Source organism: Flavobacterium sp. KY-23415, from assembly GCF_055384985.1.
This window is the reverse complement of the sequence record NZ_AP044001.1, coordinates 3,330,336-3,347,646: the sequence shown is the minus strand read 5'-3', so window position 1 is coordinate 3,347,646 and position 17,311 is coordinate 3,330,336. Positions and strand designations below refer to the sequence as shown.

The 17,311-nt window shown below is 30.1% G+C and carries 11 protein-coding genes; 5 read left to right on the top strand and 6 right to left on the bottom strand.

The window, feature by feature from the left end; genetic code table 11:
• Positions 1-34: 34 nt before the first annotated feature.
• From ACZ49Z_RS14700 to pgsB, 5 genes are read right to left on the bottom strand one after another with little or no spacing between them, the layout of a single operon-like run.
• Positions 35-1,174, bottom strand: coding sequence for a hypothetical protein (locus ACZ49Z_RS14700; RefSeq protein ID WP_464305057.1), 1,140 nt, complete (start codon positions 1,172-1,174; stop codon positions 35-37).
• A gap of 14 nt (positions 1,175-1,188) precedes the next feature.
• Complete coding sequence (locus ACZ49Z_RS14695; protein WP_464305056.1) at positions 1,189-2,097, bottom strand: hypothetical protein; 909 nt, start codon at positions 2,095-2,097, stop codon at positions 1,189-1,191.
• Entirely contained in the window at positions 2,090-3,196 is a 1,107-nt protein-coding gene (pgsW, locus tag ACZ49Z_RS14690; protein ID WP_464305055.1) for a poly-gamma-glutamate system protein, read from the bottom strand. The genes ACZ49Z_RS14695 and pgsW overlap by 8 nt, the downstream gene beginning before the upstream one ends.
• Positions 3,197-3,231: 35 nt before the next feature.
• Positions 3,232-3,690, bottom strand: a complete 459-nt coding sequence (gene pgsC / locus ACZ49Z_RS14685) for a poly-gamma-glutamate biosynthesis protein PgsC (RefSeq protein ID WP_464305054.1) — start codon at positions 3,688-3,690, stop codon at positions 3,232-3,234.
• Between the two features lie 9 nt (positions 3,691-3,699).
• The gene (gene pgsB / locus ACZ49Z_RS14680; RefSeq protein ID WP_464305053.1) at positions 3,700-4,890 is read right to left on the bottom strand and encodes a poly-gamma-glutamate synthase PgsB; all 1,191 of its coding nucleotides are present in this window, start codon (positions 4,888-4,890) and stop codon (positions 3,700-3,702) included.
• Positions 4,891-5,182: 292 nt separating this feature from the next.
• On the opposite strand from pgsB, the gene ACZ49Z_RS14675 reads away from it, so the two are divergent.
• From ACZ49Z_RS14675 to ACZ49Z_RS14665, 3 genes are read left to right on the top strand one after another with little or no spacing between them, the layout of a single operon-like run.
• Positions 5,183-5,701, top strand: a complete 519-nt coding sequence (locus tag ACZ49Z_RS14675) for an RNA polymerase sigma factor (RefSeq protein WP_464305052.1) — start codon at positions 5,183-5,185, stop codon at positions 5,699-5,701.
• 53 nt (positions 5,702-5,754) lie between these two features.
• Positions 5,755-6,663, top strand: a complete 909-nt coding sequence (locus tag ACZ49Z_RS14670; protein WP_464305051.1) for a FecR family protein — start codon at positions 5,755-5,757, stop codon at positions 6,661-6,663.
• Positions 6,663-9,011 carry a TonB-dependent receptor plug domain-containing protein gene (locus tag ACZ49Z_RS14665; protein ID WP_464305050.1) on the top strand — a complete coding sequence of 783 codons (2,349 nt, stop codon included), beginning with the start codon at positions 6,663-6,665 and terminating at the stop codon, positions 9,009-9,011. Before ACZ49Z_RS14670 ends, ACZ49Z_RS14665 begins: the two co-directional genes overlap by 1 nt.
• Before the next feature lie 309 nt (positions 9,012-9,320).
• On the opposite strand, the gene ACZ49Z_RS14660 is transcribed toward ACZ49Z_RS14665, so the two are convergent.
• A complete protein-coding gene (locus ACZ49Z_RS14660; RefSeq protein ID WP_464305049.1) occupies positions 9,321-11,297 on the bottom strand; it encodes an endonuclease in 1,977 nt (658 codons plus the stop codon).
• Positions 11,298-11,492: 195 nt separating this feature from the next.
• Between ACZ49Z_RS14660 and ACZ49Z_RS14655 the strand changes: the two genes are divergently transcribed.
• Entirely contained in the window at positions 11,493-14,309 is a 2,817-nt protein-coding gene (locus ACZ49Z_RS14655; protein ID WP_464305048.1) for a gluzincin family metallopeptidase, read from the top strand.
• A gap of 178 nt (positions 14,310-14,487) precedes the next feature.
• Positions 14,488-16,893 carry an alpha-ketoacid dehydrogenase subunit alpha/beta gene (locus ACZ49Z_RS14650; protein ID WP_464305047.1) on the top strand — a complete coding sequence of 802 codons (2,406 nt, stop codon included), beginning with the start codon at positions 14,488-14,490 and terminating at the stop codon, positions 16,891-16,893.
• Positions 16,894-17,311 lie beyond the last annotated feature (418 nt).

The following is a 17,311-nucleotide window of genomic DNA, read 5'->3' as shown; positions in this document are numbered from 1 at the left end:
GTTTATTATTTTCATTAAAATGATAAACTATTGTCTAAAACTTATACTGGAAACCAATTCCGACATAATAATTGATATACGATCTGAAAAATGTGGTATTCTGATTAGTATTATTTGATTCTCTTTTTAGAAAATATCCTTCAGAAAGAATATACGTTTTTTTGTTTAATTTATAAGAAATATTCATTGTTGTTCGAAAAGAATCAAATTCTAAAGTACCAATTTTTGTTCCATTTATGTTTCTTGCATTCAATTTTTTAAATTTCCGATTAGCGTAACTAACCGATAAATCAACATCTAATTTCTTTTTTCTATATTCTATTTGTAAAGAAGGTGAAAGCTCTTCATATCCAAATTGATTTTGAAAACCATCAATTCTTTCTTCAAATTCAAATTTTGATGTAACACTCATTCGTCTAGTTACAGGTAGTTTATAAAATATACCAACATTTAGGTATTCCCAACTTCTTTCAATCTCTTCCTTTGTATCTAATTTTTCGATTAAATAATCTCTTTTTGAATAACTTCCTATAACACCATAAGAGTTGTGTATTTTTTTCTTTCTATTTGAATTCTTATACTCAAAGTTAACTCCTTTTTCTAGATAGGATGTACTTCTCAAATCTGTATCATTAAAATGCTTTAAGCCATAATTAAGTCGAACGAATGTACTATTTTTTCTATGTAATTTAAAGTTTAATTTGGTTGAAAAATCAATCAAATTATATCCCAATGGAGTACTAAATTCATTTTCATCCAAATCAAGACCTTTTCTATCCTTAATTTTATATTGAAGATTAGTGTCCCATTTTAAATATTTTTTAAAACTATAACGATAATTTAAGTACGTATTCAAAATGAGTTGATTCATCGATGAACCTTCTATTTTTGAAAAATAAAATCGTGCTTCTGGTTGTGCAAAAATGCGTATACTATTTTTTTTCCATGACTTTGAATAACTAAATTTTGTAATTACATCTTGATAAAAACTATTAGTATGCAAATCTTTTTCATTAAGTAATACCGAATTAAAAAAAGTATTTGGAAGTCTATTTATATTTGCTTCATAACCTGTTAATGTTGCAGTCGAAACTTTTATTTGAGAGAATGACTTTTGACATGTTAAAAGAAAGATTACTAAAACATACTGAATAACAATATATACTTTTTGCATTTTTTAGTATACTTTTATTTTTTAGACACTTCACTTTCATCTATAAAAACTCTTACTAATGCAGATTGATTTGGTTCTTTTAAAAGAAGCTCAAAATTATGCTTTCCGTTTACTGGAATGTCTATATATAATTTTTCTAAACTTCCTGGTATTAATTTTTTGTCTGTTTTATTTTCAACAACTTTCGATTTATGACAGGTTATTTTATAAGTTGCAATATTTTTTCCATTTTCTTTTAATATAACTCTACACACATTTTGTGAATGCATTTTATAATTAAAATCGGCTCTTAAAAAAACCCTAATTTTGGAATTATCTTCATTTGTAGAAAATTTAAATCTTTGAAAATTATCAATTCGCGAGTAATTTTGCGTTTTCTTCGATTTTAAATTTAATATAACAACTTGTTTTAAATCATTTTTCGTTTTTATTTCCTTCCAATTTGTCTTGATTTCTTGCTTATACATAAACCTAACATGTACTTTTTGATCTGTTTTGCATTTATAAAAATTAAGTTTATGTTTCCCTGGTGGAATTTTTATTATTACTTTATCTACAACACTTGGAACACCATCAACTTTAGTACTTTTATATTTTATTTTCTGAGAAGCTGTTTGTGGTCCTATTTTCTTAGAAATTATCATTTTATTATTTAACGTGTATTTTAAAAAATATGGTTTTGATTCTTTCTCATTAGTATTCAATCGAACTCTATTGTAAAGTGTTAATTCCCCTGGCCCTTCAACTACTAACGCTGTTTTTACTTTTTCTGACAAAGCATAATAAATAAAATCACTTGGTCCTGTTAATTGTACTGTTGTTAAAAATTTTAATGGTTTAATTTCTTTCTGTGCATTAGAAATAGTAGCTACAAAAAAAAGTATAAGCACTACAATTCTTTTTTGATAATTTTTATTATTCATATTTTTTTATTATTTGTGTTCCCAATTCGTTCTGTTTTTTATCATAATACATAATGAAAATTATGAGCACTATATAAAAGCTCGTTAAAGAAATTACAATCTTTAAATCATATTTATTTGCTTGAAACATATTTCCTTCACCAACTTCTGGCAAAGGCATAGGATCCATTGGAAGTTTATATTCCTTTAATAGTTTTTCAATATTTAAAAGATTAATAATGGGTATATCCTTTTTAACCATTTCAAAAACAACTCCTCTGTGTTCTGGAATATTTTTTAGTTTCATATCTTTTTTTAATCCTGATGGAAAAGCATCAGCATTAGCACTACTTCCTAAACTTGCAATTCCTCCACCAACATTAATAAATAACTTAATGTCTTTATGAATATTAAAGAGTTCCATTCTTTTTTCAATATTAGCTTTTAAGCTACCTTTATTAAGATATTCAATGTTTGCTTTTTTAATGGCTGAAATAACCAATTCACGCCCTTCTCTACTTAATGTTTGCCCGATATCTTGATTGCCTCCAATGGAAGAAGCAATTGGTAAAAAAGATATTAACTTTGCTTCGTAAAGACTCTTTTGCATATCTAACCAAGTAAGATTTGGATTGTTAGCGCCCCAAGATGATGATGTAACCGATGTAATCAATATAGGTTTCAGTTGTAGGCTTTCTATTGCTGCACATGTAGCAATATTTAACGCTGGAAATGATCCTGTAAAACAAAGAGCAACTTTATCTCCTTTTTTTAAACCTGCTTCTTTAATTTGCTCAACTATCATTGCAGCAAAGTTTGGATTAAGTGTGCTGAGTTTAATTGGCAATGAACCTCTCCCAGACGTAATCTCTGAAAATTGTTGCCCAATAATGCCCGAATTATTGGGATCATTTATATTGTCTAATGATATCTCATCTTCATAGAACTTATTTTTAATATGTAGTTGACATTGTTTTGCTAATGTTGCTGCTTCAATTTTTTCATAATAATATTCTTGTTGTTGAATTTTTTTCGTGTTTTCAACAAGAGTTATAATGCAAATTGCCAACACTCCAAGAATGCTTAGTACTAGTGTTGATCTAATTGAGATATTTTTCATGTATAATTTTTATTAAAAAGTATTTTCCTTTTGTACTAGTATAATTCTGGTAATGATTCTCCTAAAAAAATGATGATTACGAACAATCGAACTATAACTGAGGTAATCGAAATCATTGCTATGGTTTTGACATAACCTTGTTTGGCCGCAGAATGGGCAATTAGCCCAGGAATTACCCATCCGATTGCACTTAATTCAACTGTTGTGGTAGTTGTATTAATTATAAAAAAATGATGCGAAATGATGGAAAGAATGGTACCAATTAATAATGCAACAACCATTTGTCTTCGCCCAAACAAAAATGTAAATTTTGAAATAAGCTTAATTATTAAAAATGTTGCAAAAGATATAATGACTAACCCAATTAACCTGTCTATAGTAGTTAATTGGAGAGCGATATAGCCCGGAATAATAATTCCTCCAGCGGCTATGCCAAATTTTTCGATAAAAAATAAACTTATAATAATTCCTAAGGTTACAGATAATTCAATCATGATTCATTCTTAATAGTTATAATTGTGTTCAATTTGATGTCTTTCTTCAAAGTATTCTGATAATTCTGAGCCACCTGCTCCCATATTACCAATGGCTATGATTGTCGTTTTTGCTTCTGATGCAGCTATCAAATCATTGTATTGCTCTTGTGTTTTTTTTGCTCCAATTGCATGAATTTTATTCTTATCTATATGTTGTTTTAAACACATATTTACAACCATATCTAAAGATTCTCCAATAAGCCCAATACTCGAATAGTCTAATTTACTCATCATATCTACTAAACGAATTGCTCGGTCTTGACGATCTTGCCGAGTATTTAATAGAAACATAAAATGTTCACCCGTTTCCGATTGATCTTTTATTGCATCCCAAATCATAATCGTAGATTCTGGATCATTGGCTGCCAAAGCATTATAAAAATGTATTCTTTTATTTTCAGTAAGAATTGTAAATCTCCTCAAAACACCTTCATCTGGAATTGATCTTTTCATTTCTGGCAGAGCAACCGACTTTTCAATTCCAAATTGTGCACAAACATCTAATGCTAACGCAACATTTTCTTTATGTTCTATATAAGTAAACCCTTTAATATCATCATTAGTAACCGAACTTGCTTCACTTTTAAATAGTTTTGTCTCTCTTTTGGTTGCAATTTTTTCCATAAAATTCAAATAGCGATCTTCGCAAGTGAAAAGCTTAGATTTTAACGGAATTGTTCCGCTAATTGCTTCTGCAACATTATCTAATCGTGGTCCCATTACATCTAAATGATCTAAACGAACATTTGTTATTACACCTAATGTTGCCTTAATCATTTGTTGCTCAGTAATTTTTTGATAAATAGGCTGCAATGCCATACATTCAATAATAAGCACATCAACTTGTTGTTTAGAACAGAACTTTATAATGGCTAACTGTTCTAAAATATTAGCACTTTCTTTTCTATGTATAGTAGCTTCGCTTCCATCAGGTAGAATTATTCGAGGAAAAGTACCTGTTACTTTTGTAATTGTTTTCAAGCCTCCTGCTCTCAATCCAGCACCAATTAAACGAGTTACGCTCGACTTTCCTCTTGTGCCATTAATGTGAATTCGAATTGGAATTGATTTTAGGTTCTTTTGATGAATTTGATATTCAACTACTCCATATAATATAAGAGAAATTGTTATTATTATAATGATATACAAACTAAGCATAGATACCTCCCTTTTTTGTTATAAACTTCTTTTTTGCCATTTTCATATTATTTGTTTAATTACTAAGACAAGAAGCAAAAGAAAAACCCTATGATATCTTCATTTTTTTTAAACATTAATTTGCATCAATCTAAAACAAAAAAAATAAAAACCTGATAATCAATACTTAATATTTTATTTTTTAAAAAAAATATTCAAAAAGCCTAAAAAGAAAAAAGAAAAATGTTGCTTTTATTTAAAAATAAGTAAGTTTGTTAATGAATATCATTCTTCTATTTTACAATTAAACTCAATGAATCGTCAGTTAAATTCGGTATGTGAAAAACCTATATTTGAAAAAGTTTTTAAAGACTATTCAAAAATGATACGTAACTTTATATATCTAAAATGCGGAAACATCGACCAAGCGGAAGATCTAACTCAAGACGCATTTGTAAAGCTTTGGCAAAATTGTGCTAAAATACCAACAGACAAAGCAAAATATTTTCTTTTTACAACAATAAAAAATGCATTTCTTAATGAAATTACACATCAAAAAGTTGTTTTAAAATATAAAAACTCAATTGGGAATGCAGTTAATAGAGAAGATCCTGAATTTATCCTTAACGAAAAAGAGTTTCATGAAGAATTGTCTAATGCGATAAATAATTTAACAGAAAAAGAACGTGTTGTATTTTTATTAAATAGAATTGAAAAAAAGAAATACAAAGAAATCGCTGAAATACTTGATATTTCAATAAAAACAGTAGAAAAAAGGATGCATTCTGCATTACTTAATTTAAGAAAAAATATCAAAAATTATAAATTATAAATAGGGTTTTCTTACTTTGAACGGTTATAAAGCAAGATAATGAGATAAATATTATGGAACAACAATACGATGATACTTTTTTAGCACGTTGGCTTTCTAATGAATTGTCTGAAAATGAATTACAAGAATTTAAAGCTTCAGAATATTACAACCAATATTGTAAAATTATTGACACAATAGATGCTGCCGAATTCCCAGAATATAACACAGCTCAAAATTTTACTGAAACAATTAAAAAGGTTGAGAAACTAAAAAAGAAAACAACTAGTAGAAAAATTTCTTTATGGATATATGCTGCTGCTGCATGTTTATTACTTTTCGCTAGTTATTTCTTTTTCTTTCAAGAAGTAAATCATCAAACTAATTATGCAGAAAAAACTTCAATTCTTCTACCCGATAATTCAACCGTAAATTTAAATGCAGGTTCTAAAATAAGTTATTCAAAATTAAATTGGCAAAATAAAAGAGAAATCAAATTATCTGGTGAAGCATTTTTTAGTGTAGAAAAAGGGAAAACCTTTCTTGTGAAAACAAAAGAAAGTAACGTTGTTGTTCTAGGAACAAAATTCACAGTTAAATCGAGAAAGAATTTCTACAATGTTATTTGTTATGAAGGAAAAGTGAGCGTAGAAATTAAAAACAAACAGGCAATTATACTCGAAAAAGGAGATGCATTAACTTTACAAAATAATAAAATTGAAATTTATTCAATCGATAGTAATAATATAGATTCATTACTAAACGAAAGTTCTTTTAATAACACTTCAATTATCGAAGTAATAGCAGAGTTAGAAAGACAGTTCAATATTGAAATTAATGGAAAAGAACATTTAAAAAAGGCTTCTTTTACAGGAAGATTTTTACATAAAGATTTAAATTTAGCATTAAAAACTGTTTTTGTAGCAATGGAAATCCCATACCAGCTAGACACAAAAGGAAACGTAATAATTCAGAAATATTAATGAAAAATATTCTTGTTTCATTTGTTTTATTAATCTCATTTTTGAATAATGCTCAAGAAAAAAAATCAACTTTAAAAAAAATAAAACTTGAAGAAATAGTAAAACAACTCGAAAATAAATTTGAAATTCGTTTTTCATTTAATAATGATATTCTTCATGAAAAAACTGTTTCAATACATGAAAACACGCCATTCCAAGATATATTAAATCAAATAAAAGAACAAACAAATTTAGATTTTGTATTTATTGATGATAAAAACATTATAATTAAAAAAACAGCTGAAGAAGAACCTAAATACACAATCATTAATCTTGAAAATATAAATATAATCTCTGAATATTTAACACCAGGTTTCGATCAAAATCAACAAGATGGTTCAATAACGTTACAACCCAGTAAACTAGAAATATTACCCGGTTTAATCGAACCAGATGTAATGCAAAGTCTGCAATTATTACCTGGTATTTCTAGTCCAACCGAGTCAGCAACAAATCTTCATTTTAGAGGAGGAACTCCAGATCAAAATTTAATACTTTGGGACGGAATAAAAATGTATCATCAAGGGCATTTTTTTGGAATGATTTCTGCTTTTAATCCTTATATAACAGATAAAGTAAACCTTTATAGAAGTGGAACAAGCTCTAAATATGGTGAACGAATTTCAGGTGTAATTGACCTTCATACAGACGAAACTGTACCTTCTAAAACAACTATGGGTTTCGGTACAAACTTATTGCACACTGATTTTTTCATAAAAACACCACTAGAAAAAGATAAATTCGGTTTAATTATTTCTGCTAGACGTTCTTTTTCTGATCTATTCAATACAGAAACGTTTAATAAGGTTAGTAATAAAGTTTTTCAAAACACTAAAATAGTAAATAACAACCAAAACATTGAAGAAGAAGAAGAGTTAACAATTATTAAAAATAAGTTTTATTTTACCGACTTTAATTCTAAAGCGATTTGGAACATTTCGAATAAAAATAAAATAACCTTTAGCTCTCTTTTTGTAAAAAATAAATTAGATTATATTAATAGTGATTCTGAAAACACACGTACTCAAGATATTTTAAACTTAGAAAATAACGGATTCAGTTTAAACTGGAAAAGTGTAATTAATTATAAATGGCAAATAGAATCTGACCTACATTATTCTAAATACAAATCATTTTATAATAACAAAGAAGAATATCTAGATATATCGGACAATAATTATTATTATAATAAGGCAAATATTATTGACGATTTTGGATTGCTGCTTCATAATAATTATACAATTGATACAAATAACACTGTAACTTTTGGCTATGATTTTACAAAATATGATGTCGCTTTTAATCTTTCTTATTTTGATGATGAAGCAACAGAAGAAAATCAAATGGAAAAATTAAACACACATTCTTTCTATTTTGAACATCAGTACAAGAACAAAAAATGGTACACAAGAACAGGTATAAGAAATAGTTATTTTTCAAACAATAGTAAAATCTATTTAGAGCCTAGAATATATATAGATTTTGAGGTCAATTCATTATTAAAAATTAAAGCATCAGGAGAAATTAAAAATCAAGCCATAAGTCAATTGGTTTCATTTGAATTCAACTATTTAGGTTTAGACGATGCTATTTGGGTTTTAACTAATAATGATGATATCCCAGTTTTAAACAACAAACAATTAACTACCGGTATTTTGTTTAATAAAAAAGGTTGGAAAATTGATATTGAAGCTTATTATAAAAGAACAGAAGGGCTTACCACGTTAACTAAAGGTTTTAATTCTACTGTAAGAGATGACTATGCTTCGGGATTTAGTGATGCTTTTGGAATAGACTTTTTAATTAAGAAACGGATTAAAAATTTTAGAACTTGGCTTAGTTACTCGCTAAGTAGAACAAGTTTTACTTTCAATGAAATTCAAAACAATTCTTTTGCTGGTAATTTCGACCAAAGACATGTTCTAACGTTTTCAAATACTTATAAATACAATAACTTTCAATTTTCTTTAGGATGGCATTTTGCTACTGGAAAACCTTATTCTGAACCTACTTTAGAAAGCACTATAGATAGTAATGGTGACATGAATTACGATATAAATTTCCAATCTCAAAATAATAAACGCCTTCCTAATTATCATAAATTAGACGCCAGTATTATCTATGATTTTTCGCTTTCTAAAAATGTAAACGCAAAAATTGGCGCTTCAATCATCAATCTATACAATCAAAGAAATATTATAGATAAGCTCTTCCAAATTGAAGAAGGTTTAGATAATTCAGAACTAATTCAACAAACTGTTGTTGGATTAGAAATTACACCAAATTTTGTTTTTAGAGTACATTTTTAGGCAAATTCAGAAGTAAGCCAATGAAACCTATATTTCAATGAAAGAGAATTTCAAGTATACGTTTTTAAATATCCAATGGGAAGTGAAGTTTATTTTTTTTTCATATTTAATATAGCCCCCATCAAATTGTCTCAAAAAATAGTAAACCCTGTTTTCAAGTTTTTTGCTCAAAAACGGGGTTTAATTCAGAAGTAAGAAAACTTTAAGCCTTAATTTTATTTGTTAATGTACTTTTTTAAAATTAAAATTGACATTTATGACTGTTAAGAATTATACCTTTTAACTTTCTTTAATAAATTTAAAAGAACTCTATTGAACAACTATTTTCCTAATGATATTTTCGTTACCGCTCAAAACTTTCACTAAATAAACCCCAGAAACTAAATCAATAACCAATCGGGTGGTGTTCTCAAAAGATTGTTTTACCACTAATTGCCCTGTTAATGTGTACATTTCAACCGTTCCAATTCCATCTAATCCAGAAACCATTAAATAATCTGTTGTTGGATTTGGATATACTTTAATATTTGTAGAAGAGAAATTCTGATTCGATAATGCAAACGACCACGTATCGCCAAAATTCTCTCCAAACACATAATTTGCTAACAATGGAAAATCAATAAAAGGATTACGGTTTACTTGCCAAGTATAAATATAATTATTTCTATGCATTTCAAAATCATCAGCCGGATCTGCAGTGTTCCATTGCAATAATGACGCTAAATCGCCTAATTCTCCAGCAGTAGTATCTGATGGGTCACCATTCACTAAACTTAACCCATTGTAACGAACTGCCATATAAAAAAGAGCTCGTGCCACATCGCCATGCCAACTTCCTTGACTTCCAACTGGTCCATTATAGTCTAAACCATAATCTTTATTACTTCTTGCCGAGTTTTCAGCTCCATCTTCTGCTCTAATATGATGGGCATCTGCATGACCTGCTAAAATATCGTTAGCATTTGTTGGCAACCATACATTAATCCCATCTGGATTGGAATCTGTTCCTCCAGAAAATCCACCTCTCGACTGCGGATAAATGTGCTCTCTGTTCCACACCCCAATATTACTAGATCCGAATTGTTGGTCTAAAATTGCAGTTGGTCTTTCAACATACATTTCCCAAACCTGATTTGAGTTTTCTGGATTTTTGTCTGCTATCTTTAAAATATCATAAATATCACCATAATTATGCGCATGCACAACAGAAGGATCTGCAATAATATCTTGTATTGCTTGTTTTAAAGCTGTTCCAGACAAACCTTCTAATGAATCATAATAGCCTATAGGAATTTCTGGTGTAACCAAACCATAGGTAGGGTTTAAAGGCGTTCCGTAGGGTTCAACAATATAATCATTATCATATACTCGAATAATAATATTATCATTATTTAGCCCATATCCAAAAGGAAGACTTTGAACATCTATTAGCATTTCTTCATCTCCTTCATCAACAGTATCTTCAAAAAGCGTCAATGTAGTGCTTGCCACTGTTTGTCCAATAGGAATACTAACTGTCAACCCACCAATACTAACATAATCGTTAACCATAAAATTACCATTCACCAAAGTAAAATTAATAATAAGGTTAGTATTCGTTACAGGAGTATCTGTTGTGAAAGTAATCGTAAAATCGTCTCCTTCCGAATAAAAAGGTTGATCTGTAGTCACCGTTATATAATTAATAACAACACCAGTACCGTCATTATTGGCACCTGGAGTTGGATTTTTCACTTCATAGGTTCCATCATTCTTTCTCTGGATAGATTGCGAATCTTTAAGCCCATTAAGATTTTCATTAGTGCATGTGCTTATTCCTAAAATAGACATCATATTAGAAGGCTGAAATGAATTGGTTGAATAAGCAATAGCATCTATTAAATTTGTTGTTGTGGCATTCGTATTCAAAGGAAAATCGGAAGCATTACCCTGATAGAGTGCTATCACATCGGGTCCATTTTGAATGGTTTGGTTAAGAAAATTCCCCATTGGAGAAGGAACAACCAGTACATTTCCAAAATGAGCAATACCATTCACATCTGTAGTATATCCATCTAAATCATAGGCAAAATAACTTACAGTATTAGAATAAGGAGCAGAACCACCTGCATTAAACAAAACTAGAACATAGCCATCTAAAGAAAAATTGGCTGTAGCCGATTTTAATTCTATAAATTCTAGTTGATCTGTACCGTCGGTGTCAACATCTATTTCATTGATCACAATTTGCGAAAACGACACATGAAATAGCAAAAAAATTGCTAGTGATAGTATTTTTGGGGGCATAATAATTATCTTTAAATTCAAAATTAGTTTATTTATTTACCAAAAAACCCCTTCAAAACACTATTTTTATTAACAAATCCTCAAAAAAAACAAAACTGTAAAAGTATTTTGACAATTTTAATAAATTATACTACTTTTAAAAATAAAACTAACGCAACTTTTTATTAAAATTGCAATCTTAAATAAAACAGTATTTTGAAAATCAAAAGTTTAATTTTTATATTACTATGCTCCTTTGGCTTTGCACAACACAACTCTGTTTTGCAGGTTAGAGTGAATCCCAGTGAAAAAACATTACTAATTAAACAAGAACTAACCTATGTGAATAATTCATCGGAAATTATTACTGAACTAGTTTTAAACGATTGGAATAATGCTTTTTCCTCTAAAACCTCAAGATTAGCACGTCGTTTTTCCGATGAATTTATAAGAGCTTTCCACTTAGCAAAAGATGAAGATAGAGGCTATACTAAAATTAACAATGCTATTGATGAAAATTTCCAACAATTAAATTGGTACAGAAACGAGAATACAGTTGATATTCTTTACTTACAATTAGCCACACCAATTCAACCCAATTCGAGTCAAAAAATAACACTTTCCTATAGTGTAAAAATTCCAAACGATCGATTCACTAAATATGGTTTCAATGATGAAGGGAGAATGTATTTAAAAAACTGGTTCCTATCTCCTGCCCGATTTGAAAATAAAAGATTTGTCGTTCAAAGCAATGAAAATTTAGATGATATAGCCAATGCCCCATCAAACTATGAGATTGAATTTGAAATACCCAAAAACTATTTTGTTAGTTGTGATCTAAATTCTATTAATGACGCTAAAGAAACAACCAAAGAAAGTTATAAATTTCAAGGAGAAAACAAATTTGATGTAACAGCCATATTTTCAACCAAACAAGAATTCGTTACCTATAAGAATGATATTATAGAAATCTCTTCCAATTTTAGCTCTAAAATTAAAGACATAGAAAAAGCAATAATTATTGATAAAATAACCCATTTTGTTGCAGAAAAAATTGGAAAAAGTCCAAGAAATAAACTCATCGTCTCTCAAGAAGATTATAGTCGCCAGCCATTTTATGGATTAAATCAGTTACCCTCATTTTTAAGTCCATTCACCAATGATTTTATGTTCGAATTGCAATTTCTAAAAACCTATTTGAACAATTATTTAAAATCTTCTTTACAGCTAACTCCAAGAAAAGACCAATGGATTTATGACGGTATTCAGGTCTTTCTTATGATGCAATATATTGATGAATTTCACCCAGAAATGAAAATGACAGGAAGTTTATCGGAATTTAAAATATTAAAATCATACCACTTCATCAATCTAGATTTCAACCAGCAATATAATTATTTATATATGCTAATGGCTCGAAAAAACCTAGATCAACCTTTAAGCGAACCTAAAAGTAGGCTCATTAAATTCAATGAGCAAATAGCAAACAAATATAGAGCTGGCTTAAGTTTTAACTATTTGGATAGTTACCTAGAAAAGAATATCGTTCTATCCTCCATTCAGGAGTTTATAGCAATGAATAAAACCTATCAAACCAATGCAATAGACTTTGAAACTATTCTAAAAAACAATACAGAAAAAGACATTGACTGGTTTTTTAGAACTTTAATTGAAAGTAGAGATCTAATCGATTTTAAATTTGGAAAAATAGCCAAAACAGAAGAGGACGTAACAATAACAATCAAAAACAAAACCAAGACAAACGTCCCCATATCATTATACCAACTTAGAAACGATTCTGTTGTGTCTAAAGTTTGGATAGAAAATATAAAAACAGACACTACCCTAGTATTCAGTCGAAAAAACATTGATAAATTAGTCTTGAATTATAAAAATGAAGTTCCTGAATACAACTTAAGAAACAATTGGAAATCGTTAAAAGGTTTTTTATTTAACAATAGACCTTTAAAGCTTAATTTTTATACCGATTTAGAAGAACCCTACTACAACCAATTATTCTATGTACCAGAATTTGAGTTTAATCTATATGACGGTATTGCAGTGGGGCCAAGATTAAACAATATTTCCTTATTAAACAAACCTTTTAACTTTAGTATAGCTCCCTACTACTCTACAAATACAGGAAAAATAATTGGTAATTTTTCAGTAAAAATAGACGATTATATTAGAGATGAAGGCAAATTATACCGCATTATTTATTCTATGAGCGGTATTCAGTCTCATTATGCACCAAATGCAAAATATACTCGCTTCATCCCTTCTATTCAATTTCTTTTTAGAGATAGCAACCTCAGAGCCAACAAAAAAGAATACATACAAATAAAGCAATTGTTTATTAATAGAGAAGCAAGTCAAACAGTAAACACCAACACAACAGACACAAAATATTCTGTCTTTAGTGCTTCCTATGGAAACATTCAATCTGAAAGCACCAAACATTACAGCATCATCAATCAAGTGCAAATTTCAAATTCATTCGGAAACATAACCAGCGAAATTAATTATAGAAAACTATTCGAAAATAACAGACAATTGAGTTTGCGACTATTTGCAGGAAACTTTATTTATAGAAGTGCAGGTTCAAATTTCTTTAGCTTTGGACTCGATAGACCAACCGATTATACTTTCCAGACAAACCTAATTGGAAGAAGCGAATCTACAGGATTGTTTAGCCAACAATTTGTGAGTCAAGAAGGAGGATTTAAATCCAAATTAAAAACAAGATATGCCAACCAATGGATGACCACTATAAATGCCTCTTTCAATATTTGGAATTGGGTACAAGTATATGGCGATGTTGGACTTTTAAAAAATAAATTTACCCCTACAGAATTTGTCTATGATTCTGGCATACATTTAAATTTAGTTCCCGATTATTTTGAATTGTTTTTACCCGTCTATTCTAAAAATGGTTTTGAGTTAAATGATGATAATTATGGACAAAAAATTCGTTTCATAATTACAGTGAGTCCAAAAACACTAATTTCATTATTTACTCGAAAATGGTTTTAATTAAAGTTTTTTGTTTTCATTGAATTATCTTCAACAAAACAGACTACAGAACCCAATTTAATAATATATTTTTATAAAAAATACAATATTAATACTAATTATAAAAAAAATAAACATTTAGCTATTGCATTTTCATTGCTATTTAATTACATTTGTGGCAACATCAATATTTATATCTATGAGTAATTCTGTGGCTAAAGAAACACTTTCATTTCAAGATTTCAAAACTGAAGTTATTAATGATTATAGAATAGCAATAACTAGTAGAGAATGTAGTCTTTTAGGACGCAGGGAAGTTCTTACTGGTAAAGCAAAGTTTGGTATTTTTGGAGACGGAAAAGAAGTGCCACAATTAGCCTTGGCTAAAGCATTTGAGAATGGAGATTTCCGTTCTGGATATTACCGCGACCAAACCTTTATGATGGCAATAGGCGCGCTAAATATTGAACAATTTTTCGCAGGTTTATATGGCCACACAGACCTTAATTATGACCCTATGAGTGCTGGTCGCCAAATGGGTGGTCATTTTGCCACACACAGTTTAGACGAAAATGGAAATTGGAACAATCTAACCGCGCAAAAGAATTCGAGTTCAGACATTTCTCCAACTGCAGGGCAAATGCCAAGATTACTTGGTTTAGCACAAGCGTCTAAAATATTTAGAAACGTTTCTGGTTTAGAAAACCTAACTCACTTTTCCAATGAAGGAAATGAAGTGGCTTGGGGAACAATTGGTAATGCTTCTACTTCGGAAGGTTTATTTTTCGAAACAATAAACGCAGCAGGTGTGTTGCAAGTACCAATGGTAATGAGTGTTTGGGATGATGAATATGGTATCTCTGTGCATGCAAAACACCAAACTACAAAAGAAAATATTTCTGAAATTTTAAAAGGATTCCAGAGAGACGAAGACAATAATGGCTATGAAATTTTAAGAGTGAAAGGTTGGGATTACCCAACTTTGGTAGAAACCTATCAAAAAGCTTCAAAAATTGCCCGTACAGAACATATCCCAGTTTTAATTCACGTTAACGAGTTAACACAACCTCAAGGACATTCTACTTCTGGAAGTCATGAGCGCTACAAAAGCAAAGAACGTTTAGAGTGGGAATCTGAATTTGATTGTATTGCACAAATGAGACTTTGGATGATTGCAAATAATATTGCAACAGAAGAAGAAATTGAAGAAATAGATTCTGCAACAAAAAAAGCCGTTTTAGCTGGTAAAAAAGCCGCTTGGGCAGCTTTTACTGCACCAATAAAAGCAGAACAAGAGGAACTAATCAACATCCTAAAAACAATTGCCGCTTCAAGTAGCAATAAAGTTTTTATTGAAAAATACAGCAACGAATTAGCAAGCCTAAAAGAACCAATTCGCAAAGACGTTCTAATTACAGCGAGAAAAGCATTACGACTCGTAGTAAATGATGAATCAAAATCGCAATTAGCAAATTGGATAACAAATTATAAAGAAAAAATACAACCCAAATTTAGCTCGCACTTATACTCACAATCAGAAAACAATGTATATTCTGTTAAGGAAGTGAAGCCAATCTATGATGAAAATGCAGACGATGTAGATGCACGTTTAGTGCTGCGAGATAATTTCGATGCCATTTTTGCGAAACACCCAGAAACATTAATTTTCGGAGAAGACTCTGGTAATATTGGAGATGTGAACCAAGGATTAGAAGGAATGCAAGAAAAGTATGGAGCATTTCGTGTTGCAGATGCAGGAATTAGAGAAGCAACAATTCTTGGACAAGGAATTGGAATGGCAATGAGAGGTTTGCGACCAATTGCAGAAATTCAATATTTAGATTATTTGCTATATGCCATTCAAATTATGAGTGACGATTTAGCAACACTTCAATACAGAACACACGGAAGACAAAAAGCACCTTTAATCATTAGAACTAGAGGTCACCGTTTAGAAGGTGTTTGGCATTCTGGTTCCCCAATGGGAATGATTATTAATGCCATTAGAGGTATTCACGTTTTAGTGCCAAGAAACATGACTAAAGCCGCTGGTTTCTATAATACTTTATTAGAAACAGACGAACCTGCATTGGTTATTGAATGCTTAAACGGATACCGATTGAAAGAAAAAATGCCAACCAACCTTGGTGAATTCAAAACACCAATTGGTGTGGTTGAAACAATAAAAGAAGGAAAAGACATCACATTAGTTTCTTACGGTTCAACACTACGTTTAGTGGAACAAGCAGCCAAAGAACTTTTAGAAATAGGAATCGATGCCGAAATAATAGATGTGCAATCATTATTACCATTTGATATAAACCATGACATTGTTAAAAGTGTGGCAAAAACAAACCGATTATTAGTCATTGATGAAGACGTTCCAGGTGGAGCAAGTGCCTATATTCTTCAAGAAATCATCGAAAATCAAAAAGCCTACAACCACTTAGACAGCGAGCCACAAACATTAGCATCGCAAGCCCACAGACCCGCTTATGGTACAGATGGAGATTACTTCTCTAAACCAAGTGCAGAAGATATTTATGAAAAAGTATATGCAATAATGCATGAAGCGAATCCGATAAAATTTCCAAGTTTATATTAATTTTTTAATATATCAATGCCAATTAAACCAAGAGAGACTTATTGATGAGTCTCTCTTTTGTTTTTGAACTTTAAACCCAAATTAAGCATTTGGATTTAAACAATTCCTAATATACCAGCAACTATAGTAACCTACTATGATGCACTGTGCATTAGAGCCCCCTCCTATAGTAACCTGCTATGATGCACTGTGCATTAGGGCACCCTCCTATAGCAACCTGCTATGATGCACTGTGCATTAGGGCACCCTCCTATAGTAACCTGCTATGAAGCACAGTGCAACAGGGCACCCTCCTATAGTAACCTGCTATGATGCACAGTGCAACAGGGCACCCTCCTATAGTAATTACGTTAATGCACTTGCAATAAAAATGTCATTTTTTAACCGCAACAAGAAAAACCAAGGCTTTTCCATATCA

Excerpts from the sequence above, each read along its gene's own strand:
- ACZ49Z_RS14670 (WP_464305051.1), top strand. The coding sequence starts at position 5,755 with ATGGAACAACAATACGATGATACTTTTTTAGCACGTTGGCTTTCTAAT.
- pgsB (WP_464305053.1), bottom strand. The coding sequence starts at position 4,890 with ATGCTTAGTTTGTATATCATTATAATAATAACAATTTCTCTTATATTA.
- ACZ49Z_RS14660 (WP_464305049.1), bottom strand. The coding sequence starts at position 11,297 with ATGCCCCCAAAAATACTATCACTAGCAATTTTTTTGCTATTTCATGTG.
- pgsC (WP_464305054.1), bottom strand. The coding sequence starts at position 3,690 with ATGATTGAATTATCTGTAACCTTAGGAATTATTATAAGTTTATTTTTT.
- pgsW (WP_464305055.1), bottom strand. The coding sequence starts at position 3,196 with ATGAAAAATATCTCAATTAGATCAACACTAGTACTAAGCATTCTTGGA.
- ACZ49Z_RS14665 (WP_464305050.1), top strand. The coding sequence starts at position 6,663 with ATGAAAAATATTCTTGTTTCATTTGTTTTATTAATCTCATTTTTGAAT.
- ACZ49Z_RS14650 (WP_464305047.1), top strand. The coding sequence starts at position 14,488 with ATGAGTAATTCTGTGGCTAAAGAAACACTTTCATTTCAAGATTTCAAA.
- ACZ49Z_RS14695 (WP_464305056.1), bottom strand. The coding sequence starts at position 2,097 with ATGAATAATAAAAATTATCAAAAAAGAATTGTAGTGCTTATACTTTTT.
- ACZ49Z_RS14700 (WP_464305057.1), bottom strand. The coding sequence starts at position 1,174 with ATGCAAAAAGTATATATTGTTATTCAGTATGTTTTAGTAATCTTTCTT.
- ACZ49Z_RS14675 (WP_464305052.1), top strand. The coding sequence starts at position 5,183 with ATGAATCGTCAGTTAAATTCGGTATGTGAAAAACCTATATTTGAAAAA.